The sequence below is a fragment of the Bacillus gaemokensis genome, from assembly GCF_001590835.1.
GTDB lineage: Bacteria > Bacillota > Bacilli > Bacillales > Bacillaceae_G > Bacillus_A > Bacillus_A gaemokensis.
The window spans coordinates 216228-242557 of the sequence record NZ_LTAQ01000012.1; the positions used below are offsets into that span (position 1 = coordinate 216228).

At 31.7% G+C, this 26330-nt stretch carries 20 protein-coding genes; 19 read left to right on the forward strand and 1 reads right to left on the reverse strand.

Annotated features, from left to right (window positions below; genetic code table 11):
- Positions 1-104: 104 nt before the first annotated feature.
- From AZF08_RS12310 to AZF08_RS12380, 15 genes are all read left to right on the forward strand, one after another.
- Positions 105-1028, forward strand: coding sequence for a M23 family metallopeptidase (locus AZF08_RS12310; protein WP_063177288.1), 924 nt, complete (start codon positions 105-107; stop codon positions 1026-1028).
- A 226-nt stretch (positions 1029-1254) separates the two neighbouring features.
- Positions 1255-1389: a hypothetical protein gene (locus AZF08_RS12315; RefSeq protein ID WP_033673312.1), complete on the forward strand. Its 135-nt coding sequence runs from the start codon at positions 1255-1257 to the stop codon at positions 1387-1389.
- A 165-nt stretch (positions 1390-1554) separates the two neighbouring features.
- The gene (locus AZF08_RS12320) at positions 1555-2394 is read left to right on the forward strand and encodes a polysaccharide deacetylase family protein (RefSeq protein ID WP_033673311.1); all 840 of its coding nucleotides are present in this window, start codon (positions 1555-1557) and stop codon (positions 2392-2394) included.
- 344 nt (positions 2395-2738) lie between these two features.
- Positions 2739-3011 (forward strand): sporulation transcriptional regulator SpoIIID, encoded by a 273-nt coding sequence (gene spoIIID, locus AZF08_RS12325; protein WP_000544012.1) that lies wholly within the window; start codon positions 2739-2741, stop codon positions 3009-3011.
- A 162-nt stretch (positions 3012-3173) separates the two neighbouring features.
- A complete protein-coding gene (mreB, locus tag AZF08_RS12330; protein ID WP_033673309.1) occupies positions 3174-4175 on the forward strand; it encodes a rod shape-determining protein in 1002 nt (333 codons plus the stop codon).
- Between the two features lie 303 nt (positions 4176-4478).
- Positions 4479-5738 carry a glycosyltransferase family 4 protein gene (locus tag AZF08_RS12335; RefSeq protein WP_033673308.1) on the forward strand — a complete coding sequence of 420 codons (1260 nt, stop codon included), beginning with the start codon at positions 4479-4481 and terminating at the stop codon, positions 5736-5738.
- Positions 5689-6987 carry a glycosyltransferase gene (locus AZF08_RS12340; RefSeq protein ID WP_033673307.1) on the forward strand — a complete coding sequence of 433 codons (1299 nt, stop codon included), beginning with the start codon at positions 5689-5691 and terminating at the stop codon, positions 6985-6987. The genes AZF08_RS12335 and AZF08_RS12340 overlap by 50 nt, the downstream gene beginning before the upstream one ends.
- A 69-nt stretch (positions 6988-7056) precedes the next feature.
- A complete protein-coding gene (locus AZF08_RS12345) occupies positions 7057-9777 on the forward strand; it encodes a glycosyltransferase (protein ID WP_033673582.1) in 2721 nt (906 codons plus the stop codon).
- A gap of 4 nt (positions 9778-9781) precedes the next feature.
- A complete protein-coding gene (locus AZF08_RS12350; protein ID WP_033673305.1) occupies positions 9782-10969 on the forward strand; it encodes a glycosyltransferase family 2 protein in 1188 nt (395 codons plus the stop codon).
- Positions 10932-13091 carry a CDP-glycerol glycerophosphotransferase family protein gene (locus AZF08_RS12355; protein ID WP_033673304.1) on the forward strand — a complete coding sequence of 720 codons (2160 nt, stop codon included), beginning with the start codon at positions 10932-10934 and terminating at the stop codon, positions 13089-13091. The genes AZF08_RS12350 and AZF08_RS12355 overlap by 38 nt, the downstream gene beginning before the upstream one ends.
- Before the next feature lie 113 nt (positions 13092-13204).
- Positions 13205-14854 (forward strand): DUF6270 domain-containing protein, encoded by a 1650-nt coding sequence (locus AZF08_RS12360; RefSeq protein ID WP_051725649.1) that lies wholly within the window; start codon positions 13205-13207, stop codon positions 14852-14854.
- Between the two features lie 42 nt (positions 14855-14896).
- Positions 14897-16180: a nucleotide sugar dehydrogenase gene (locus tag AZF08_RS12365; RefSeq protein ID WP_033673303.1), complete on the forward strand. Its 1284-nt coding sequence runs from the start codon at positions 14897-14899 to the stop codon at positions 16178-16180.
- Positions 16177-16983: an ABC transporter permease gene (locus tag AZF08_RS12370; protein ID WP_033673302.1), complete on the forward strand. Its 807-nt coding sequence runs from the start codon at positions 16177-16179 to the stop codon at positions 16981-16983. Before AZF08_RS12365 ends, AZF08_RS12370 begins: the two co-directional genes overlap by 4 nt.
- A gap of 15 nt (positions 16984-16998) precedes the next feature.
- Positions 16999-18651, forward strand: a complete 1653-nt coding sequence (gene tagH / locus AZF08_RS12375) for a teichoic acids export ABC transporter ATP-binding subunit TagH (protein WP_033673301.1) — start codon at positions 16999-17001, stop codon at positions 18649-18651.
- Between the two features lie 251 nt (positions 18652-18902).
- Positions 18903-20960: a DUF6270 domain-containing protein gene (locus tag AZF08_RS12380; protein ID WP_051725648.1), complete on the forward strand. Its 2058-nt coding sequence runs from the start codon at positions 18903-18905 to the stop codon at positions 20958-20960.
- A gap of 125 nt (positions 20961-21085) precedes the next feature.
- On the opposite strand, the gene AZF08_RS12385 is transcribed toward AZF08_RS12380, so the two are convergent.
- On the reverse strand, positions 21086-21532 hold the full coding sequence (locus tag AZF08_RS12385) for a CoxG family protein (protein WP_033673300.1): 447 nt from the start codon (positions 21530-21532) through the stop codon (positions 21086-21088).
- Between the two features lie 548 nt (positions 21533-22080).
- Here AZF08_RS12385 and fabZ point away from each other — a divergent pair.
- From fabZ to tagU (AZF08_RS12405), 4 genes are all read left to right on the forward strand, one after another.
- Positions 22081-22515, forward strand: coding sequence for a 3-hydroxyacyl-ACP dehydratase FabZ (fabZ, locus tag AZF08_RS12390; protein WP_033673299.1), 435 nt, complete (start codon positions 22081-22083; stop codon positions 22513-22515).
- Positions 22516-22785: 270 nt separating this feature from the next.
- A complete protein-coding gene (gene tagU / locus AZF08_RS12395; RefSeq protein WP_033673298.1) occupies positions 22786-23703 on the forward strand; it encodes a polyisoprenyl-teichoic acid--peptidoglycan teichoic acid transferase TagU in 918 nt (305 codons plus the stop codon).
- Between the two features lie 180 nt (positions 23704-23883).
- Positions 23884-24768, forward strand: coding sequence for a UTP--glucose-1-phosphate uridylyltransferase GalU (gene galU, locus AZF08_RS12400; RefSeq protein WP_033673297.1), 885 nt, complete (start codon positions 23884-23886; stop codon positions 24766-24768).
- 567 nt (positions 24769-25335) lie between these two features.
- Positions 25336-26247 carry a polyisoprenyl-teichoic acid--peptidoglycan teichoic acid transferase TagU gene (gene tagU, locus AZF08_RS12405; protein WP_033673296.1) on the forward strand — a complete coding sequence of 304 codons (912 nt, stop codon included), beginning with the start codon at positions 25336-25338 and terminating at the stop codon, positions 26245-26247.
- Positions 26248-26330: the final 83 nt, after the last annotated feature.

Here is a 26330-nt window from a genome sequence, read left to right on the forward strand (position 1 = left end):
TAATTCCTATACATATTTTTACATATTTTGTCGAAAAGTAATTAGTTATAGGTTGTATAGGATGAATGAATATTGTTCAAAATGATTGCTGAGGTGATGATAGAATGCGAGGAAGGAATAATAAAAAGTCGCGAAAAGTAGTTCATTTGTTTCAAAAAAGATGGGTATTTCCGGCACTCTATATTGCGTGTGCAGCAGTAATCTTGTCGGTTGCTCTATGGTTCCAGGCAGCTAATCCAAAGAAAACGCCGAATCAGGACGGGGCAGCGCCGTATAGTCAAACGGAAGATCCAGGGATTCCAGTAACAAAATCTTCAGAAGTTGTGAAAATGCCAGCTGCAGCGAATGCAGAAGTTGTTGTACAGAAGAAGTTTTACGAGGATGGAGCACCGGAGAAAGAGCAAGAACAAGCACTTGTCTTTTATAACAACACATATTCTCCGAATAAAGGAATCGATATTGCTGCGAAAAGTGGCAAAGAGTTCGATGTTACAGCTGCTTTAAGCGGTACAGTAACAAAAGCGGAAAAAGATTCACTACTTGGTTATGTTATTACAGTTGATAGTGGTAATGGTCTTGCAACATCTTATCAAAGCTTAGGTAGTGTAAAAGTAGAAAAAGGTGCAAAGGTTGCACAAGGTGAAGTATTAGGAAAATCCGGTCTAAGTGCAATGAATAAGGATGCAGGTTCTCATGTCCACTTTGAAGTACGTAAAGATAACGTAGCTGTAAATCCAGAGCGTTACCTGAATAAATCTGTAACAGAAATTAAAGCGGACGCAGGTGCAACAAAAGCAGCGAATGGTTCTGCTAGCAAAACGGAAGAAAAGCAGAAAAAAGAAGAAAAATCAACGAACGGTTCTACTGAGGAAAAAGCAACAAACAGTAAAACTGATGACAAAGGTCAAAAAGAAGAGAAATCAACGAACGGTTCTACTGARGAAAAAGCAACAAACAGTAAAACTGATGACAAAGGTCAAAAAGAAGAGAAATCAACGAACGGTTCTACTGAAAGCAACAAACAGTAAAACTGATGAAAAAGGTCAAAAAGAGGAAAAATCAACAAATGGTTCTACAGAATCATCTAGTAATTCTTCCTCTACACAAGAATAGTAAAACAAAAAAATCAGTTTCCTTAGGGGAGCTGATTTTCTTATGTTTATATAGAAATAATCAGTTTCGAGAAAAAAATAGCATTAACAAGGAAATTTGACGAAATTCTCGAATATATATTACCAAAAGGGGGGATTCTCTGTGTCATTTGTCTTTGTTCTGTCGATTGCCCTTATTTTATTGTTTGTTTTATTTACTTTATATTATTATATTGCCAGTAAGAAAGAAGTTCCCCGCCATCAATTATTAGAAGAAGAATATGATCGTGAAGAATGACACTCCTGCATGAGGAGTGTTTTTCTTTAATATATCATTGGAATTTATAATTTTTACACGTATAATGATAATTGTGATTTTTTTACATAATAAAGCAATGTTGAGATGCAGTATAGTGTTAAAAAGTACTGTGTTTTTTGTTGTGTTTGAGGGGGAGTTTTAAAATTGAAAGCTAGAGAGAGTAAAGGTTCAAAAAAACTATTTATTTTTATCGCTGTAGCAGTCGTATTAATTGGTGCGATTGGATTTGCTGTTTTTAGTAAAGGTAATAAAGAACAAAAGGTACCGGTATTGTTATACCATCACTTATTGACAGAAAAAGAAAAGGATTCTCATCCGGCCTTTAAAAATAAAGGAACTACTTTATCGGTTGAACAGTTTGAAAAGCAAATAAAATATTTGGCGGATAATAAATATCATGCTATTACATTAAAAGAGTTTGAAGAATTTATGAAAGAGAAAAAGAACCTTCCGAAAAAGAGTATATTAATTACTTTTGACGATGCATCAAAATCAAACTATGTTTATGCATATCCTATTTTAAAGAAATATAAGATGCATGCGGCTTCTTTTGTTGTCACATCAAGATTAAGTGATAAAGAAGAGAAATTCGATTCTAAAATAATTCAATCGTTAAGTAAATCAGAAATTGATAAAATGCAGGATGTTTTTGAGTTTGGTAGTCATACTAATGCTCTGCATAAATTAGAACAAGGAAAAGCTGTAATACTTAGTAAGAAAGATGTGGAAATTAAGCAAGATATTTTAGAAAGTCAAAAGATATTAAAAACAAATTACTTCTCTTATCCATTCGGAAAATTCAATGAGAATGTTATTAAAGCGGTAAAAGAATCAAAGTTCCATGTAGCTTTTCTAAATTCTAGTGGATATGCTACTCGAGAAAGTGACATTTTGAAAATCAATCGATTTGGCATTTCTCCTGATACCAATATGAAAGAGTTTTCTCAAATAGCATCTGGGGAGTATGCGAATCCGAAAAAATAATATTTTAAAAAAGACATATAGTGTTTGCTATGTATAACAAGCAAATACTATATGTCTTTTGTTGTTTAAGGAAAGTATATTTTATGATGTTGATCATGTGAATTTTTTTGTTTTTCTCACCTTGGTCCACAAAAATATGGAACTTATAGCATATATCAGTAATGTGGGCAATACAATGGTATAAACCAAAGCAAAGAGAGTGTTTGAGGTGAGAAATCGTGAATCATTTCATTATAAATTCCAGAATATTTAACGCTTACAAACAGCACTCGAATTTACTTCTTAGTCGTATGCAGCGAGTCTCATTTCACGCTTCTCACATCCAATTTAGGGAGGCGAGTGGTGTGCACGATTACATCAAAGAGAGAACTATCAAGATTGGCAAGTATATCGTGGAGACAAGAAAAACAGTTCGTGTGATCGCGAAGGAGTTTGGGGTATCAAAAAGTACAGTCCATAAAGATTTAACAGAACGTTTACCAGAAATTAATCCAGAGCTCGCAAATGAAGTGAAAGAAATTCTTGATTACCATAAGTCGATTCGCCACCTAAGAGGCGGGGAAGCGACAAAGCAGAAGTACCGAAAAGAAGATGTAGAAAAGCCTGTGCGGCAATAATTTATTATATGGCAAACATTCCTTACGGATAACGTAACATTTTTCAGAAGAATTCTTTTTTCAAATATTACGTTTTCGTTAAATTTATGATAAAATCAGAAATTAGGTGTAAAAGAATTCGGGTACAACCTGATTTTGAATATCAAGGAGGAAAACACAGGAATGTTTGCGAGAGATATCGGAATTGACCTAGGCACGGCTAACGTATTGATTCATGTAAAAGGTAAGGGTATCGTATTAAATGAGCCATCAGTTGTGGCAATTGATCGTAATAGTGGAAAAGTATTAGCAGTAGGTGAAGAAGCAAGAAGTATGGTAGGGCGTACACCTGGTAATATTGTAGCGATTCGTCCGCTTAAAGATGGTGTTATTGCAGATTTCGAAATTACAGAAGCGATGTTAAAGCATTTCATTAACAAATTGGACGTAAAGAGCTTCTTTTCAAAACCTCGCATTTTAATTTGTTGTCCAACAAATATCACATCAGTAGAACAGAAAGCGATTCGTGAAGCTGCTGAGCGTTCAGGTGGGAAAACAGTATTCTTAGAAGAAGAACCAAAAGTAGCTGCTGTTGGTGCTGGTATGGAAATTTTCCAGCCAAGCGGAAACATGGTTGTTGATATTGGTGGAGGTACAACAGATATTGCCGTACTTTCAATGGGTGATATTGTTACCTCTTCCTCTATCAAAATGGCTGGCGATAAGTTTGATATGGAGATCTTAAACTATATTAAACGTAAGTATAAGCTATTAATCGGGGAACGTACATCAGAAGATATTAAAATCAAAGTCGGTACAGTATTCCCAGGTGCACGCAGTGAAGAGCTTGAAATTCGCGGACGTGACATGGTAACAGGCTTACCTCGTACAATTACAGTATGTTCAGAAGAAATTACAGAAGCATTAAAAGAAAACGCTTCTATTATCGTACAAGCTGCAAAAGGTGTATTAGAGCGTACACCACCAGAACTATCTGCAGACATCATTGACCGCGGTGTTATCTTAACAGGCGGCGGTGCATTACTACACGGTATCGACATGCTTCTAGCAGAAGAATTAAAAGTACCAGTATTAATCGCTGAAAACCCAATGCACTGCGTTGCAGTTGGTACAGGTATTATGTTAGAGAATATTGATAAATTACCACGTCGCGCGTTGCGATAGGTATTAAAAAAGTTGTTGATAAATATAATTTATCAACAACTTTTTTATTTCGTTATATTCGAATGTGAAAAAGGAGAATATTTAAGTCAAAAAAACATGAATTAATGTGGCTTATAGGTTCAAATTTGTCAGATTTAATGATATTCTAGTATTTGTAAATTTAAAATTAAGTTTGTAAATTTTTTGTTAAGGCGAGAAACTTAATTTTAAACTCATTATAAATACATATTGATAAAATTAAAATTTTTTAAAGTACGGGATGGGAGATGTAGTTTTTGTGGGGGAAAAGAGGTATGAAATAAAATGAAGAAAGTGTTAGTAGTAGCGCAAAATTTTTATCCAGAAATCGGTAGCGCTGCAAATCGTATTAAGAATATTTATTCTGAGCTAACAGAAGCTGGCTATGATGTCACAATCCTTACAACAGATCCTCGTTATCCAAATCAAAATTTATATAAGAATAAGGAATTTTGGGATGAGGAATTTTTAGACAGTGAAAAAATAATTCGTGTTAAGCCAAAAACACGGAAGTATACGAATAATATGATTAGACGGCTATTTTTATACTTAGAAATTACTTTCCGATTTATTATGGCCATTTTTGGGATGAAAGAAAAATATGATTATGTATTTGTTTCAACACCACCTATTTTTATAGGGGCAGCGGGTATATTTGCGAAAAAGAGATTAAGTGCTAAACTGATTTTAGACGTTCGAGATTTATGGCCGGAATCTTTGCTGGGGGTTGGCGTTTTCGCAAATCGTTTTGTGTTATCTATTGCTTATGTCTTAGAGAAGTTTTTATACCGTTCAGCCGATCAAATTATTGTAAATAGTGAAGGATTCATTCCCTATATTGAGCTGAAAGGAATTAAAAGAGAAGTTATATCTTTTATGCCAAGCTCACTTACAGAGAAAGAATTGGAGATGGTAACACAGCAATCAAGAGTGAATGTTAAAGACACAGATGAGATTACAGTAATTTATACAGGAAATATTGGCTTAGCGCAAGATGTGAGAAAATTAATTGATGTTGCAGAGTATGTAAAGCAGAATAAGTATCTTAAATTCAAGATAATTGGTTATGGGTTTAAAAGTTATGAGGTAGCGGAAGTTATTAAGAAGAGAAACCTTTCTAATATAGAAATTGTTAAGGCGAAAAGTCGTAGTGCTACTTTGAAAGAAGTTGAAAATGCGCATATTGCGTATGTTAGTTTAGTAGATAAAAAGGTATTTCAAACAGTATTACCAGGGAAAATTATTGACTATATGTGTATGCGAAAGCCCATTGTTGGAGACGTATCTGGTTATGCTGAAAAGGTCATTACAGAAGCAGAGTGCGGTATAATTTCACATGATCGTACAGTAGAAGAGTTAGGAAAACATATTTTAACCTTGGCTGAAAACGAAGTGTTAAGGAAAGGAATGGGAAATAAAGCCCATAGTTATGCCTTTCAAAATTTAAGGTGGAAAAACAACATCAAAGTATTAACTAATTTAATGGAGGAACAGGATGTCTCAGCAGAAAGTTTGTATGTTCGTATGGAACCACTTCACAAATGATGCACGTGTGTTAAGAGAATGTACTGCATTAGCTGAAGCTGGATATGAAGTAGATTTAATATGTATCCATGATTGGAAACAACGGGACTTGCCGAAGCGGGAGATACGAAAAGAAGGATTTACAGTAACACGTGTAAATAATCGCCTCTTGCCTTTACAGAAAATGTTTGGAGCGGTAAATCGTGTGAAGCAGTTTGCTATGAAAAATATAATTACAAAGTTACTATTTGCTGCAGGCGCTGTTTTGACATTATGGAAGTTCCCGGTATTTGCATCAGTCGTATTGTTATTTGCCCTTTTATTTTCTACTAGAAAGATAAGAACTTTAATTATTCGTTCCTATATTCTAAGTCAAATGGTGATAAGTGGAATGAAAAAAAATTATGATTTATATCATTCTAATGATCTGAATACGTTACCACAGGGATGGCTGTGTGCTAAAGTATTTAGAAAGAAAAAATTAATTTATGACTCTCATGAAGTGCAGACAAGTCGTACAGGTTATAATAGTAAAATTTATGGGGTTATGGAAAGGTTTTATTTGAAATTTACTGATGTAATGATTATGGAAAACCATACACGTGCAAAATATGCGGAAGATTTGTATGGGTTTTATCCGAAAGTTATTCATAATTATCCTTTCATTACACAACCCGAGCAAAGCAATTCGGTTGATTTACATAAAATATTGGATCTTTCTATAGGAGAGCCGCTCCTTTTATATCAAGGTGGTATCCAAACAGGAAGAGGGTTAGACAAATTAATACAAGCAGTGCCGATGTTTAAAAGAGGAACGGTTGTATTTATTGGTGATGGACGTATCAAACCTGATTTGCAAAAAATGGTCGTGGAATTAGGTTTAGAAAACAAGGTAAAATTTATGTCAAAGGTACCCGTAAATGAATTGTTACACTATACTAAAAATGCTTATTTAGGTTTTCAGGTATTAAATAATGTTTGTTTCAATCACTATTCAGCCTCTTCTAACAAACTATTTGAGTACATGATGAGTGGAGTGCCTGTTGTTGCATGTAGCTTTCCTGAAATTCAGCGTGTGGTAGAGAAAGAGTATACAGGCATTTGTGTAGATTCACATGATCCATCTTCTATTGCAGAAGGTGTAAATTATTTACTCGATCATCCAGAAGAACGGGGAAAAATGAGGGGAAATTGTTTTACTGCACGGGAAAATTATAATTGGGATAATGAAAAAAAGATCTTTGTAGATATATATAAGAGTTTGCAATAATGTAAAGAATAGAAGATCATTTCTATTCTTTACGTTATTGTACGGTGTAGAAAACGGGGTTGATGATTGTTGATAAAGACAAAATTAAGTGTTGTAATTACGAATTATAATAAAGAACAGTATTTAGAACAGTGTCTTGAATCTGTTATTAGTCAAACATTGAAGAATATTGAGATTATTGTTGTAGATGATGGGTCAACGGATAATAGTAGGAAAGTTTTACAGCAGTATCAAAAACAACATGAGCATTTAACAATTTATATGCAGAAGAATGCAGGGGTAAGTGTTGCACGTAATGTTGGGCTTCAACATGCGAAAGGTGAATATGTCACATTTTTAGATGCAGATGATTATGTAAATAAGATGGCGTATGAACAGCTGTATGAGCTTGCAAATCAAAAAGGTGCGGATATCGCTATTGCTAATATTACTTGCTTTAATGAATATAGACATTGGCCACTTTCGTATATGAAAAAAGTATTCGATAAGAAACTTCCCGTTATCAGGCATATTACAACACATTCAGAATTACACCTTACGCCATCTGCCAGTAATAAAATATTTAAACGAGAGTTGTGTAGACAACATAACATCTTGTTTGATGAAGATTTACAAGTAGGAGAAGATTTATTGTTTACACAGCAATCTTTTCTTACAGCTAAGCGTATTATTGTAAAGGATATCCCCTTCCTTAATTATAGGGTAATAAATAGTGGAGAGAATTTATCTAAAAAAACGAGTATATCTTTTTTTCAACAATTAGTTACATTACAAAAAAAGTTAGAAAATCTGTATAAGAAACATCAAAAAAAATCGTATATTCAGTTCATTGAGAGAAGGCAATGGAAATTCTTTTTGGATTCCATTATTTTGAAATGTCCGTTTTTTTCGAAGGAACAAATCTCTCAAGTTATTCAGTTGGGGAATGAATTTCTATTGAACTTATGTGATCCAAACGTTACAGAGAATTTAAATGTCCGTGATCAATTAGTGACAGAAATGATTAAACAGGATGATTGTGCAGCTTTAGAACAATTGTTAATCATTATTCGAGATGAATCTATTTCGAAAGAACATATTTATGAGAATGAAAAATACTATTATTATTTTTATCGATTTTTTCCTCAATATAAGTTTTTTTTACAAGTCAATAATTTAATATTGAATCATCGAATCGAAGGCATAAAACTTCGTCAGGAAGTTCTAACACTTAGTGGATATGCATTTATTGAAAACATGTCTACAAAGAGAATAATTAAAGAGTTGGTATTTCGTAAAAAAGGAACTACAAAAATAATTCAATTAAAAAGCTCCTTACGTACCGATATAACATATCTATTTTCTAACAATACCATTGACTATAATGATGCGGGATTTGAAACAATAGAAGTTAATGTTAAAGATTTGTTAGAAAAGGGGGAATGGGAAATATCAATACGCCTCAGCATAGGGAATACTGTTGTTGAAGAACCAATGAAGGTACTATTAGCACAGTTACGCAATAATACAAAGCATCAAAATTTAAATCCACTAGAAATTAGAATGTTATATAAAAATAATGAAGCTACAATTCATATTCGTAAATGTAACTATGTACAACAAATAATGAATACATATCGTGAAATAAAAAGAGCAATGCGTTATGATATAGGTCTTTTGAAGAGAAGAAATTATGCAGCATTTTTTGCAATAATAGCCTATAAATTATTTGGTTCATATTTTCGTAGAAAGAATATATGGCTTATTGGGGAACGGCAAGATACTGCACAAGATAATTCTTATCATTTGTTTACATATATTCGAAAAGAACATCCTGAAATCCCGGTTTATTACGTTATAGATAAAGGATGTAATGACTATAAAAATATTAAGAATTTAGGGAATAGTATTCAGTTCGGAAGCTTTAAACATACACTATATTTGTTAATTTGCAATAAAACAATTAATAGTTATTCAGAAACAGCGAATATGTACACAGATGCGTATAGGCATATATTGAAGTATTATCCTGAATGGCAGCAGAATAAAAAAATCTTTATTCAACATGGTGTCATAGGCGTGAGCCGGGTTAATCATGTGCTAAATAAAAATCGAATGGGTTATTCTTTGTTTGTTGTATCATCACAGTTTGAAAAGGATCATATCGTAAAAGAATTTGGTTATACGGAAGATGAAGTAGTTGTAACAGGTCTTGCACGTTGGGACGCATTGCAAGATGAGAGTAAAGGAAATGAAATCTTACTCATGCCAACTTGGAGAAGTTGGATTAAAATGAAAGAACAATTAAAGGAATCACAGTATTGGCAAACGTATATGTCACTTTTACAAAGTAAAGAACTCCATCGGATATTAGAAGAGAAGAATATAACATTAACGTTCTTCCCGCACTACCAAACACAAAAGCTGGGTGCAGAAATGCCTGTTTTTCACGAACGAATCAAAATCGTTAAACAGGGAGAAGAGACTGTACAAAGCTTATTAAAACGTCACCGTTTATTGATTACGGATTATTCTACTGTTTCATTTGATTTTGCTTATATGAATAAACCGGTTATTTTCTATCAGTTTGATTATGATGAATTTTATTCTAGGCATTATAATGAAGGGCCGATTGATCATAAGACGGGGCTATTTGGAGAAAGGATAGAAAGGGAAGAGGATGTCCATTATTTATTAAATAAGTTTGAGAATTTATTAAAAAATTCTAATTTAGATAGAGTAGATAGATATGTTGTTAAATTGAAAAAATCGCATTGTCAAACACTATTTAAAAGGATAAAAGAGGTGTAAGAATTTGAAAAAAACATTAATTTCTGTAATATTGCCGATATACAATGTAGAAATGTATATAGCAGAGTGCTTAGATTCTTTAGTTGATCAAACAATTGGCGTAGAGAATTTAGAAGTTATTATGGTGAATGATTGTTCTACAGATGGTACTGGAAAGATTTTGGATCAATATGCTTTGAAGTATGATAATTTCAAAGTTATACATTTAGAAAAGAACTGTGGTGCACCCGGAAAACCAAGAAATATTGGTATTGATCTTGCGAGAGGTAAATATTTAATATTTATGGATCCAGATGATTATGTACCAGCAGATGCATATGAAACTCTATTTAATATAGCAGAAGAATATAAATCAGATTTTGTTATGGGGAAAATGGAAAGTTTTAATGATAGTGATGGATCAACATTCCAACATTCAACATTTAAACATTATCTTTTACAAAAACCATATATGAATACCAATACAGAAATTTCTCCATTCTTTTTACAGGTGAAGACAGCTATTACTTTAAAGTTAGTGAGAACTTCATTCATTAGGCAGCATAAGATTTCTTTCATTGAAGGAATGAGAAATGGAGAAGACAAGTTTTATGATATACAGCTATTCGCAAAAGCAAAGAAATTTAGTTATATCCCTAAAAATGTTTATAGATATAGAGCACGTGATGATGAGAATAATTTATCTTTGACACAACAAGACATTATTGCTTCAGTTACGAATGATGTAAAATCTGCAGAAGTAATTAAACTCAAGTTGAATAAAAAAGAATATAACTATTTTCAGGTAAATGCTTTGAGGTCTATTTTATGGAAAGTTTGCGATCCGGATTTTAATAAACTATCAATCCAACAAAAAAAAGAACTTATTAATTTAATTAAAGGCGTAGTGGATGACTATGATGTTGAAATAACAAGAAAATATTTGGTATGGGAAGAGCCTCTTTTGAGTTTAATTGCCAAAGAACATATAGATGAAGCGTTAGAGTATAATAGCATGCTAATTTCAAGAAGATGGTGGTTAAAGCAAGGAACTGAATTACAGCAAAAATACAGAAAACAAAGTGCTATTCGTAATAGTTTTTCGTGGAAAATTACTAAATATCTCAGAAAAAAGAATTTCAAATTGAAAGATATTATAAAAAGGAGATTTAGGAATGAAACTAAGCGTAGTAACACAATTACAAACTCATGATGAAGCTGTAATTAAACAAGCATTCGACGTATTACAGAGACAGACTATTAATGTTAATAATTTTGAATGGGTTATTTTCCACAATAACGAAAATGCCACTCAAGAAATAGTTGAATATGTGGAAACCTTAAAAAGAAGTTATAAAGTGAATATATTGATAAAAGAAGGGGATCTTGAGGTTAAAGAATTAAAGGGAGAGTATGTTACTTTCTTTGATTTTTATGATAAATTTAGACCTAATGTATATGGGTTATTATATGACGCTGCCAAAAAGAGTGATTTAGATTTTATAGCAGCTTGTTTAGAAAAAAAATCCCAAAAAAATTTGATAAATAAAGAGAATATACTACATAGTGATTTCAATACAATTACTACATTAAAGTTGATAAAAAAGGAAGTTTTATTATCACAAGGACTGAGTTTTATTTCGAAAATGAATTCATCTAATATTAGATGTTTAGATTTTAGATTATACTTATCAAATCTTCGTTATGAGTTTGCGAACGAAATAAAATATAAAAATAAAACGCCATTTAATGAAGACTATGTAATAAGTTCTATACAAGATATAGATTATATTTTAGAGTTTTTAATAAGTAATTATGGACAAGATTTTAATAAGGATATAAGAGTAATACTATTTAATCAAATATTATATTTAATAGATAAAAATACCTTTTTAAATGAAATAGAAAAAAGCCATCAAGATAAATTATTGGATACATTAAGAAAAATCATATATATTTCGGATAAATCTGTTTATGAAGGAAATGAAGGATATAATACCTTTTTAGATCTTATAAACTTAAATTTATATGAAGAAGCAATTCAGTATATGAAAATTTTCAGAAGTCGACGATATTGGTATAATCAATCTCAAAAATTTGAAAAGTATTTTAAAAAAAATCCGCATGATTTAGAAGAGTCCTTATCATGGAGAGTCACAAAGCCGATCAGAGGGATCAAATCTACGTTTGAATATGTTAAGGGTTCTTTATATAAATTCTTTATTCTCTTGCTAAGCTTATTTGTACGAGTAAAAGTTGGTGGGAAACAAATTTGGTTGGTTGGAGAACGTGAAGATCAAGCTGAAGATAATGGATATTTCTTTTTCAAGTATTGCCGTGAAAACTACTCATCACAAAAAATATATTATGTAATTAATCAGGATTCACCTCACTTAGATAAAGTGGAGAAGTATGGTAACGTTATATATCATTCATCTCTTAAGCATAAAGTTTATATGCTAGCTGCAAGTACTTATATAAGTGCATGGGTGTTTGAAGAGTGCTCATATCCTAGACAGAAACAAGAGTTTATTAGATGGTTTGGGAAAAGGGTTTCTAAAAAAACTAATATTTGTTTACAGCACGGTGTGATTATTCACAACATTGCTCCGTATTTAAGTAAAGAAAGATATAAACAAGATTTAATTATTTCAAGCTCAGAATATGAAAAGAAAATTATTATGAAAACATTAGGATATCCTGAAGGGGATGTAGCGGTAACTGGACTGGCTAGATTTGATAATCTTCATCAAAGAAAGACGAAGAAACAAATTTTAATTATGCCAACATGGCGTAGACATTTATCAAATGTAAATAAAGTTCAATTTCTACAGTCGGATTATTATAAAGCCTATAAAGATTTAATTACTAATCAAGAATTTTTAGATCTAATAGAAAAGAAAGATATACCAGTTAAGTTTTATGTGCATAGTCAAATGCAAAAGTTTATGGATGAATTTGTTATAGAGCATCCTCAAATAGAATTTTTAGTAAAAAGTAATGCAATTGTATCAGAGCTGTTAAAAGAAAGTGCATTGCTAATTACTGATTACTCATCTGTATCATCGGATTTCTTATATATGGAGAAGCCGGTTATAATGTATCAGTTTGATCCGCATAATAATCACCATGCTCCTTGTGAAGAAATAAAATATAATGAATTGGGCTTTGTTGTTTCTTCTGAAAATGAATTAATTAAGCAAATAAATAAAGTTATAGATAATAATTTAAAAATTAATAAGAGATATCTAGCGAATTCGAAAAGGATTTTCAAACATAAGGATGTTCATAATGCCCAAAGGATTTATAACATAATTAAAGAAAAAACTTCTTAAATAAAATGAAGAAATGTGTATGGGAATGATTGAATCCATACACATTTTTAGAGGTAAGTTAGAAATTGATTTTAAGGTAAGTGAATAAAAATGTTTTTTAGAAAGAGGTATATATGTATAAATTAAGCAGCTTGAACTTTGACAATAAAAGCGTATCTATCAAAGTTATGTCTCAAGGGAATATTGATAAAAATAATGATTTTCGATTGAGTTGTTTCATTTTTAATGAGAAACAATTGCTTATACATGAACATATTGAAAAAACGGTTATAAGAGAAGATTTGCTTGAGAGTAACATAGAATTTAATGCTATTTTATATTTGAATTTATTACTACAGCAGGGTTATGTAGTAAATCTATTCATAAAAGTGGACGAAAAGTATTATCCTATTCAGATGGATATCTTAGAATTTGGACAACCTAAATATAAAATACCTGTTACAGATACTTTGTATCTAGAACCAAAAAATAATAAGACTCTTTCATTTATGACTTATCAAATACAAAAAGCCATTAAATTATCAGGATTCGAAATGAATGAAGATAATTTAAATCTTTCAATTCCTAAAAATAAGAAGGAATTGAAAGGTTGTGGTAAATGTTGGATTGTATTTAAGAGAAGAAATGAAGACGAGTATGATGAACAATTAAAGTGTGAAGTTCAGATCAAAGAAAATATATTAAATTTTAAGAGTACAGTTAAAGAGGTATTTCATAATTTTAGTTTACATAATGAAACTATTATAGATGTTGTTATTGGGATAGAAGGTAATAATGTATATGAAGAGTTTTACTTGGAAGCCCCTAATAAAAATTATAGTTATACTAAGGTTAAATCCAATAGTTCTGTTAAAGCGTACATAAATAATAAAGGATACTTGAGTATTTATACACGAAAAAATGGTGAGGAATTAAATACTAAGAAAGAGTTTGTAACAAATAAAGATTCAAAGGCAGTTACTGTAGCGATTTTAGGTTCTTGTGTAACAAGAGACAATTTTAATAGTAAATTTAATTATGATTATAAGCGTTATTATGAATGTGTTTTATTACAAAATCAAACTTCAATTATTAGCTTGCTGGAAAAACCAATAACATTCCCAGTAAATAAAGTTACTGAGTTAAATCAGTGGGATTCTAATGATATGAGGGCTGATTTTGAAAAGAACTTTTTAAATAAATTAGAAGAAGAACAACCAGATTACCTTATTATGGACTTTTTTGGTGATGTTTTCTTCGGATGCATGAAGCTTGCTGATACTTATGTTACAAATAATTATTGGAAATTAGGAAAAACACAATTTGTTAAAGAAGTAAAAAATCCACAGTACTTAAATATTATAAGAGATACTGAAGATTATCTAGTATTATGGAAAAAAGCAATCCATAACCTATTTAAGATATTAAAAGAAAGAGTTCCTAATTGTAAGATTGTTGTTCATAAAGCAAGGTTTGTAGAATTTTATTATGATGAGAATAATCGATTACAAAGAATAGATCCAAGTATAGATGTAGCGTTAGTGAATAAATACTGGAGTATTTTAGATAATTATGTATTAGAGAAATTTAATGTTCAATGTATTGATTTAAATCATAAGAGTTATACTGCTTATGAGGCGCACCCTTGGGGGTTATTTGGTGTTCATTATGATCCTAAATACTATAATGACTTTTTAAATCATTTACACGAAATCGTATTAACAAACTATCTTGAGAAAGCTACACCGGTATATAAAAGTATTTTTGAAGTTTTAAAGAAATAAACATATTTTGCATTAATGAAATACATGGAGATGATACAATCGATGAAAGTCTGTGTAATAGGCTTAGGATATATAGGTCTTCCTACTTCTGCTATGTTTGCAAAGCATGGTGCTGAAGTAGTTGGAGTAGATGTAAGAACAGAAGTGGTAGATAAGTTGAACAGAGGAGAGGCCCATATCGAAGAGCCAGGTTTAGATGAAGTTGTGGAAGAAGTGGTGAAAAAAGGATCACTTCGTGCTTCTTTAAACCCAGAAATAGCAGATGCTTTTATTATAGCTGTACCAACACCAAATAATGAAGATCAATATAAGTCTTGTGATTTAACTTATGTTTTAGATGCTACTAAACAAATAATTCCATATATTAAACCGGGAAATGTAATTATTATTGAATCTACCATTGCCCCAAGAAGTATGGATGATTATGTGAGACCATTGGTAGAAGAGAGTGGTTTTTCAGTTGGAGAGGATGTATATTTAGTTCATTGTCCAGAACGAGTACTTCCAGGAAGTATTTTGAAAGAACTTATCCATAATAATCGAATTATAGGTGGAGTAACATCGCATTGTGCGAAAGAGGGTGCAGAGGTATATAATACCTTTGTACAAGGGGAGATTATTCAAACAGATGCGAGAACAGCGGAAATGTCCAAGTTAATGGAAAATACATTCCGAGATGTAAATATCGCACTTTCTAATGAATTAACAAAAATTTGTAATTCGTTAGAGATTAATGCGTTAGATGTAATTAAAATGGCTAACAAACATCCACGTGTGAATTTACACCAACCAGGACCAGGAGTAGGTGGTCATTGTTTGGCAGTGGATCCATATTTTATCGTAGCGCAAGAGCCTAAATTAGCGAACATAATTCAACTAGCACGAAATACGAACAATTCAATGCCATCTTATGTCGTGGATAGTATTAAAAAAATACTAAAAGAAAACAAGCACTCGAAAATTGCTGTCTTTGGTGTGACATATAAGGGTAATGTTGATGATATGAGGGAAAGTCCAGCACTTGAGGTTATTGATTTGTTAAGGATTGTGGGTTTTGATGTTGCAATTTATGATCCGTATATTAACAAGGAATTCTTTGATGTTGTTTCTATTGAGGAAGCTGTAATGGATGCACACTTAATTCTTGTGCTAACAGATCATAATGAGTTTAAAGAGTTAGATTATGATTATCTAGCAAATATGATGAAAAATCCAGTCCTGTTTGACACACGTAATTGTATACGAGAAAGTGAGAGTAGTAATATGAAGATTATCAATTTTGGTAATTTGTATAGAGTGTTACCGGAAAATGTGAGTATTATATGAGAGCGATAAGAAATATTGTTCAAGAACAACTAGATAATATATATTTAATGGCAAGACTTTCTGTGTATGAATTAAAACAGGCGTACGCAGGTAGTGCGTTAGGGATTGTTTGGATATTCTTAAATCCTTTAATACAAATTTTTGTTTATTGGTTGGTATTTGGTTTAGGCATTCGTGGAGGGGCGCCTGTAGAAGGCGTTCCCTTCTTTGTTTGGATGATATGTGGAATCATTCCTTGGTTTTTTATTAATGGCTCTATTTTACAAGGATCCAATTCTATTTATGCAAAGCTGAATACGGTTTCGAAAATGAATTTCCCACTTAGTGTTATTCCAACATATATAATACTATCTCAACTGTATACACATGTTGTTTTACTTATTGTCTTATTATTGATAGTGGCGGCGACAAAAGGATTAAGTTTTCTTGGGATCGTGGGAGTTTTATACTGTGGACTTTCAGCATTTTTCTTTTTAGTTTCCTTAGCGTTTATTACATCAACTCTATCAACTATTTTGAGAGATATTCATTTGTTTATACAATCGATTACACGTATGTTATTTTATTTAACACCTGTTTTGTGGAAACCAAGTGAACATATGGCATGGATATTTGTATTATTAATGAAAATAAATCCATTCTATTATATAGTTGAAGGTTATCGTTCTTCATTATTGCACGGTGATATTAGTTTTATATGGTCATTGTATACATTATATTTTTGGGGAATTGCTATTATTTTATTTGTAATCGGATCTATTTTTCATATAAGATTCCGTAAACAGTTTGTTGACTACTTATAAAAGGTGAATGATTCAATGGATTATAAAGTGAAGTTTGAACATGTTACAAAAAAGTATAAGATGTATAACAAACCTTCTGATAAATTAAAAGATTTATTTTTTAAGAGGCAAGAAGGTGATTATCATTATGCGTTAAATAATATTTCTTTTGAAGTACCAGAAGGAGAAATTATTGGAATAATAGGCTTAAATGGTTCTGGTAAGAGCACAATGTCTAATTTAATTGCTGGTGTAACCATCCCAAATAAAGGGAAGATAAATATTAAAGGATCTGCAGCTTTAATTGCCATTGCTTCAGGATTAAATAACCAATTAACAGGTATTGAAAATATTGAGTTAAAAGGTTTAATGATGGGGCTTACGAAAGAACAAATTCAGGACATCACGCCAAAAGTTATCGAATTCGCTGATATTGGAAAATTTATGTATCAACCTGTTAAAACATATTCGAGTGGAATGAAGTCAAGAATTGGTTTTGCAATTTCAGTTCATATTAACCCAGATGTTTTGGTAATCGATGAAGCTCTCTCTGTTGGAGATCAAACTTTTACGAAAAAATGCTTGGATAAAATGAATGAGTTTAAAGAACAAGGAAAAACGATTTTTTTTATTAGTCACTCCCTCTCTCAAGTGAAAAGTTTCTGTACCAAAGCAATTTGGCTACATTATGGGCAAATGAAAGAGTACGGCGATGTAAATGAAGTAGTAGATCATTACAGTATGTTTTTAAAGCAATATAATCAGATGAATATAGAAGAAAAAAGGCAACTGCGTGAAGAACAAACCTTACAATTTCAACATGGTTTATTGCAGGAGCAATTAGTGAAAACCCCAAGGAGAAATTATAAGGCAAAAAAACAACAACGTAAATTAAGCAAGAAAAGTAGTATATTAGTTGGAACTGCGATTGTTATTCTTACAGGTATAATTACAATTGGATTAAATTATAAAGCTTTTGCTTCGTTAATAAGAGGAAATGAAAATAAAGAAAAAATGGTTCAAAGTAAAATTATTCCTGAAGATAAATCGGCTAAAGAAAGTCCTTCAAATAATAAGAAGTATATGGTGAATAGCAATAATATTAGTATTCGAAGAGAACCAATTACAAGTAGTGAACGATTAGTACTGACGAATTTTGGAGAAGTATTTACTGTACCTAATTTTAAAGAAAAAAATGAAACTAATAATGGTTGGATACAAATAGTTCTTGCTAATGGTGAATCTGGTTGGCTAAGTGCAGAGTATGCCGTGCCATTCACGCCAAGTAAGAGCACGATGGATGACACAAAATTAGATGATGTAATATCATTGTTAAACCGTGTGTATGGATTAGCTTTAAAACAAGCACCTACATATTTTGGAAAAACATTAGACGAGCTTAAAGCCGTATATCCTCGTAATTTAATTCCATTACAAACTGTGGTAGGTAAAACAAGTTATAAGGATGGAAATGTGAAATTTGTTATCTCTGAAACTAAAGTAATAGAAATTGTATTTCAGGATATTTCAATGTCTATAGCTAAGCTACATGAACTACTGGGTAAAGAAAGTATAAATAATGATTCCGAAAAGAATTATTTCTTTGAAACAAAAAGTTATTACATCGCAGCCCGTTCTGATGAAACTCATCAGGAAATTCAATCTTTATCAATTATGATAAAAAAATAGTGCAAATGGTTGAGAGATTTACCTTTTTGTTTAGGTAAATCTCTTTTTTTAATTTGGTATAATGAGATGATGTCTGATGACTTATTTATTATAATGAGTTTGAGGGATGAATCTCTTGGGAAATGAAAAAATTAATGGGGATATTTGTATGGAGAATAAAGAGAGAGCGAATAAGAATAGGATTTATTGAAGAATTACTAATTATAAAGGCGTTATATATTAATGGTGAATGATAGGGAGAGGGTTTGTACATGGAAGTTAAAATAGATGAAATAGCATATAGGCCTAAACAAGAGAAAATAACAATTATGGGGACCTCTACTATGGGGCAGGGAAAATTTGTTTTACGAAAAAGAAGAACTCATCGTGATTTTGAATTTCCTTTAGAATTTGAACTGGAAGTAGCTTTTAAAGAAGAACTCTTTCAAATTGATATTGATTTACAACTTATTATAGACAAACAAGGGCTAAATGATGAAGCCACATGGCTAATATATATGGTTTCTGGAGAAAATGAATATTTAGTTAAGGTAAATAATAATATTGAGAATAAATTTGAATACTTTTATAGTAAAAAAAGTATTTTTAAACTGGTTCCATATATAACAAAAGATAAAATTTTAGCGTTTTATGTAAGAGGATTAGATCTTGTTCCAGTTGTAAAAAATATGGATTACTTAAATGGAAATCTCTCAGCAAACATCTTTTTATCTGGAAAGGATAGTAAGTATTTAAAGAAAGAAAAAATAAAGATTACCTTTAAAAGAAGAAATCAAGTGAATATGCCTTTCCATGATGTCAGTATAAATACGAATGGTTTACCAGTAATGGAGAATACCATAGATGTGGAAGTGAATATTTCAGAAAGAATTCCACTCATTAATAAAGATAAGGAAGTATGTTGGGATGTTTTGGTAAGCGTATATAATGAAGAAGAAACTGAAGGCTATACTTTACCTTTACAAGTTGAAAGTTCATTAAAAAAGCAAGTCTTTAGATATATGCGACTTAAAGCTAATAACTTCTTCTATACTAGACCTTATATCACAGGTGATAATCGATTAGCAATTTACCAATCGGATATGGTTAATAGAGTTCAACTAGAGGCAGTAGTGGATAATAATGAATTTATAAACGTGGCTGTAGATTTGGAATTTGTTAGTGAAAGAGAATTGTCAGAGGCTAACCTAGTCATCAAGAGAAGAGAAAGAGTTGGCAATGGATATGAATACTATGCAGAAACGCTATATAAATTAGAAAATAAGAACGAAAAATTTACTGTTCAAATTAATAAAAAGGATATATTAAATAAACATATTCTAAGAGATAAAGAAGTCTGGGATTTCTTTGTAAGAGTTAAAACCGATAAGAATAATGAAAGTGATTTGCAGCTTGACGTTTCAAAACAACTTAAAAATGAGTTTTCATATTTTGATATAAAGTCTATAGATAAAAGTATGAAGGCCAAGTTGTTTATAAATGGTTTATCTAAGCTTTCTTTATATGTTGCGGAAGGTAAGAATACAAATAAAGATGCCATTAAGGTGGCTGTATTGGGAACATGCTTTAGTAGAAATGCATTCAATTCAAGTCCATATTTCAATCCTAATTACAAAAAAATATATAATTGTGTCTACACACAATTTCATTCCTCTATAATTAGTCTTGTTTCAAATCCAGTTCCATTAACTGTTGAAGAATTAACAGGTGTTAGAGAGAACGATAAAAACTTTGTTGCAGTTGATTTTGATAAAAGCTTTTTTGATAAATTAAAAGAATCACAGGCCGATTATTTGATTTTGGATCTTTACTCAGATGCATCAAAAGCTATATTGAGATTTAATGATGACAGGTATGTTAGTTGTAGTTATATACTGGAAGACAGTAGCTATATCAATCAAGTAGAAAATGTAAAAATTATAGATCATTCAAATCAGGAAAGATATTTCGATATTTGGAAAGATGCAGTTGAAAAATTTATTAAAAAGTTAACAGAGATATTACCAGAAGAAAGAATTATTCTAAATAAGGGAAGATTTACTTCTACTTATTTTGATGAAAATAGAGAGATTAAGTCATTTTCAGATCCGCAATTGATTCATAGAAATAATTATTTTTGGGATAAACTTGATAATTATTTTATGTATCTTATGCCAGGTGTAAAATTTATAGACTTAACGGATACAAGTTATATTGGGGATGCAACATATCCGTTTGGTACATCCTTCTCTCATTATGAATCTGGATATTATAAGGAATTTTTAAATCGCTTAAACAACTTGGTTATTCCGGAACAATTAAATAAATAGTATTAATCAAGTTAAGAGATAGGCTGTCATTTTGTCAATCTACTTAAAAATCCTTAATTAAAAGCCGTTGGGGATTCCTCCCAACGGCTTTTATGTATTAAAAAATATATGGGATGTGCGATATATCAACGATAGTTTCCTACTAAATTGTTAGCAATCGCCTCTGTTAATCGCCTCGTCATTTTCGGAACAAAAGGCTTCATTGCTCCATTGAAAATAAAAGCTCCTTTACCAGTTGCTTTTAGTTCCAGTTCACTTGTTATTCTTGTTTTGGATGAATCAATGGCTTTAGCATGAAAGAATCCACTACCTACCAATTTATTTGTTGGAGAAGCAATTGTAAAGCTTATTTTATCATGCTCTTGCCATTCTGTAATTTTAACATTTAGGTTAATATAGCGTTTGACTACTCCTAAATCACCGTGTAAACGCCAAGTTGAGTGTCGGTCATCAATAATTTTGTGTGCAACATAACCTGTAATCAGTGGTGCCCAATTATTTATATCACTAATGAAATTCCACGTATGATCAAGTGGTACTTGTAATTCCATTAAGTTTGTTCCTTTTGCCATTCGTTCCTTCCTTCCTTCCTTCCTAGACGATTCAAATTCCTAAAATCTATTTTTTTATTATAAAATATTAAATATAAGTTTTAAAGTGAGATGTAGATTCTTCTACGTCATAGAAAGTTTTCTTTTATGATATTTTTAATTTCAGTATAATTTTAATTTCTAAATATAACATTTAAGAAAAATTAAGATAAAAAGAGAAATCAGAAGGGATTTTCTCAAATGAAGAGAAAAAACAAGGAATATTAGATTTTTCTTTCTCGTTCCTGTCCTTTATAATAATTTATGAATACGACACTTAAGGTAAGTACTGCTTTATGCATACTGCCTTTCCCTAACTTGGGTATACACTCTTTCTAACCTCCGTGTCAGCAATAATAAAATTTTGTTATACAAATATTTATAGTAGAAAGAGTGTATACATTTTTTTAAATACTACGAAGCAGGAGAGCCCGCTTCGTTTTTTCATAATGACAAAGGATAGATAAAATGGGATAATGTAGACATGTCTTTGGTGGTATGACCAATTTGATGTGTAAGGAGAGAGTGATATGTTAGATATTCAGCAAATTAAAGAAATTATTCCGCACCGCTATCCATTTTTACTTGTGGATCAAATTTTAGAAGTGGAAGAAGGAAAACGTGCAGTTGGAATTAAAAATGTAACGGCAAATGAAGAATACTTCAATGGTCATTTTCCGGATTATCCTGTAATGCCAGGAGTTCTTATTGTAGAGGCGTTAGCACAGGTTGGTGCTGTTGCATTACTTAAGAAAGAAGAAAATCGTGGTCGCCTTGCATTCTTTGCGGGCATTGATAATTGTCGTTTCAAACGTCAAGTTCGCCCAGGTGATCAACTTCGTCTAGAGGTGGAAATGACACGTGTACGTGGACCAATCGGAAAAGGAAAAGCCGTTGCAACTGTAAATGGTGAAATAGCATGTGAAGCGGAAATTACATTCGCGCTTGGGGATAAAAAAGAATAAAAATATGTACAAAAAGATTTTTGCTTTATTGGACGAATGGCAAAAGGGAGACCATACCTATTGTCATTCGTCTTTTTTTTGTTATTCCCCATCTCAAATTTCAGCAAAAGTAAAGAAGTTAGGCAGTGGATGAAGAAAAAATAAGAGGGAAACTGGTAAAAAACGAAATATATCGTATAATAGTTTTGGACTAAGAAAAGATGAATCAATGTACAGAGAATTTATTATTATACAAATTGCTCATGTATAGATAGAAAGAAGGGTGAAGAGATGAAGAAGAAAATTCTATTTTGGTTTTTAGGAATTGTAGGTGTGCTTATAATTGGTACAGGTGTTTATGCATATAGTATTTATTCATCTGTTTCAAGTACTTTAGATAAAGTTCATAAGCCGTTAGATCGTGACCATTCGAAGAAACGTACAGAGGAAGTAAAAGTAGAGGATTCAAAACCAGTATCTATTCTATTAATGGGTGCGGATGAGCGTGCGGGTGATCAAGGGCGTTCAGATTCGTTAATGGTAATTACTTTAAATCCAAAACAAAAATCAATGAAACTATTAAGTATTCCGCGTGATACATATACAGAGATTGTTGGTAAAGGCAAGAAAGATAAGATCAATCATGCGTATGCATTTGGTGGTCTTAACATGTCAGTTAATACCGTGGAAAATTTCTTGAATACACCAATTGATTATTATATTGAGGTAAATATGGAAGGGTTTAAAGATATTGTTGACGCAGTTGGTGGGGTAGACGTAAACAATGATTTAGACTTTACACAAGATCATACGCATTTTGCAAAGGGTAATATACATTTAAATGGTGAAGAAGCTCTAAAATATACACGTATGAGAAAGAAAGATCCACGTGGTGATTTCGGTCGTCAAATGCGTCAACGTCAAGTACTACAAGCTGTTATTAGTAAAGGAGCAAGTTTCTCTTCTCTTACAAACTATGGAGATGTTTTAAAAGCGATTGAAAAAAATGTAAAAACAAACTTAACACAAGATCAAATGTTTGATATGCAAAAAAATTATAAGGAAGCAATGAAAAATAAAGAAGAGATTCAAATTCAAGGCGATGGACGCAAGGCCGAAGATGGTATTTGGTATTACTTTGTGCCTGATCAAGAGCGGCAAAGTTTATCAGATAAACTTCGGGAACATCTTGAGATAAAAGGAAAGTAAGATTACAAAAAGAATTAGAGTATTGATAAGGGAATTGTTTTCTTTTTTTAATAATAATTAGAAATGATATCTTAATTTATTTACAAATTAATTGGAATTTTAACACTATATTGTTAAAAGGATAAATCTGTATTAGGTTATATAATTAGGAAGAAATCTTATAAGTAAGGGTGATTATTGTTGAAAAAAGTAAGAAAAGCAATTATTCCAGCTGCAGGCTTAGGAACCAGATTTTTACCTGCAACAAAGGCGATGCCGAAAGAAATGTTACCGATTGTTGATAAGCCAACGATTCAGTATATTGTAGAAGAGGCAATTGAATCTGGAATTGAAGATATTATTATTGTTACAGGAAAAGGTAAGCGTGCAATTGAGGATCACTTCGATCATTCTTTTGAACTAGAGGAAAATTTATTAGCAAAAAAGAAATTTGAGCTTCTTGCTAAAGTGCAGGAATCATCAAAGATTAATATACACTATATTCGTCAGAAAGAGCCAAAAGGTTTAGGGCATGCTGTTTGGTGTGCACGTAAGTTTATCGGAAATGAACCATTTGCTGTATTACTTGGGGATGATATTGTACAAGCAGATAAGCCTTGTTTACGTCAATTAATGGATGAATATGATAAAACAACAGCATCTGTAATTGGTGTACAAACAGTATCAGAAAATGAAACACATCGTTACGGTATCATTGATCCAATAGAGCAAAAGAATCGTCGTTACCAAGTCAGAACATTTGTAGAAAAACCAGCCCAAGGAACAGCTCCATCAAATTTAGCGATTATGGGACGCTATATCTTAACGCCAGAAATTTTTGCTTTGCTAGACGGACAACAGACTGGCGCTGGTGGCGAAATTCAATTAACTGATGCAATTCAACGTTTAAATGAAACACAGCGTGTATTTGCATATGATTTTGAAGGAAAACGCTACGATGTTGGAGAAAAGCTAGGATTTATTCAAACAACGATTGAAATGGCGATGCAACATGAAGAATTAAGACAAGAACTTTTAAATTATATGAAACACCTTGTTGAAAATGAACTTAGTGCGATGAGATAAAGGAAGAGTTAGAGAATCTGTCTATAGATAGATTCTCTTTTTTAATAAACATTTGATTAAGGGGTATAAGGAATTGTAGAGGAATTTTATTAATTAACAACTGAAAATAACGAAAAGATTTAAGATAGAAAATCTAATTGGTCCAAAAGGTGTTAAATATCAACAAAGAAATGGATATCTCATTTAATTAATATAAGGAAAAGCTTTTTGGGGATAAAATAAAGTATGGAATATCTTTGAGAGATGTGAGTTATGAGATACAACATATGATACATTCTTCTACTTTTCATATGTCTAACATCCAAATTGAAAGTATATCGAGGAGCTATCGTTCAAAATTATATTTAACAACCAACCCAGTAGAAAAAGTGTATTTGATACAGTACCCAGAGAAATAATTTGAATGCTAGGGTGATAATAAATTGAATGCTTAAAGAGATGGGAATGTAGATAAAATACAAATATGAAATGCAAGTTGGTGTTGGTGTATCTTTCCATGTATAATGAATTTTAGTGTTTTAATCCTATGTAAACCCATAAGGCTGATTCAAGAAAGAAGGTTACATAATGAAAAAAATTCTATTTTGGATACTTGGTATTATTCTTGTTCTTGTCATTGCAGGAGGTGGTTATGCGTATTATATGTACTCATCTGTTACTGGTACGTTAAATAAGATGCATACGCCACTTGAGCGGGATCATTCTACGAAACGATCGACAGATGTTAAATTAGGAAATAAACAACCTGTGTCTATCCTATTATTAGGGGCAGATGAGCGTGGCGCAGATAAAGGTCGTTCGGATTCGATTATGTTGTTAACGTTAAATCCGAAGGACAGTTCAATGAAGATGGTTAGTATTCCTCGGGATACATATACGGAGATTGTTGGTAAAGGAAAGAAGGATAAGATTAATCATGCGTATGCATTTGGCGGAATTAATATGTCTGTGAATACGGTGGAGAATTTCTTAAATGTACCGGTTGATTATTATATTGAAGTGAATATGGAAGGTTTCAGTGATATTGTTGACGCTGTTGGTGGTGTTGATGTGAATAATGATTTAGCGTTTACCCTTGAAGGTATGTCGTTTGAAAAAGGAAATATTCATTTAAACGGTGAGCAAGCACTGAAGTATACGCGTATGCGTAAGGAAGATCCTCGTGGTGACTTTGGCCGCCAAATGCGTCAGCGCCAAGTGTTAGAAGCGGTTATTAGTAAAGGGGCGAGTATATCGTCTATTACGAAACTAGGAACGATGTTAGAGACTGTTGAGAAGAACGTAAAAACAAATTTAAACCAGGATCAAATGTGGGATCTTCAAAGCAATTATAAAGCTGCGATGAATAAGAAAGAAGAGGTTCAAATTCCTGGTGACGGTCGTAAGCAAGATGGTGTTTGGTATTATTTCGTTCCGGATAAGGATCGTAAAGACCTTTCTAATAAGTTGAGAGAGCATTTAGAGTTGCCTAAGCAGTAATATATAGATAGAAAATTTGGGGAGTGTATCGTCGTTCAAAGTAAGTTCGACAATGCACTCTCTTTTTGTATAGGATATTTGCT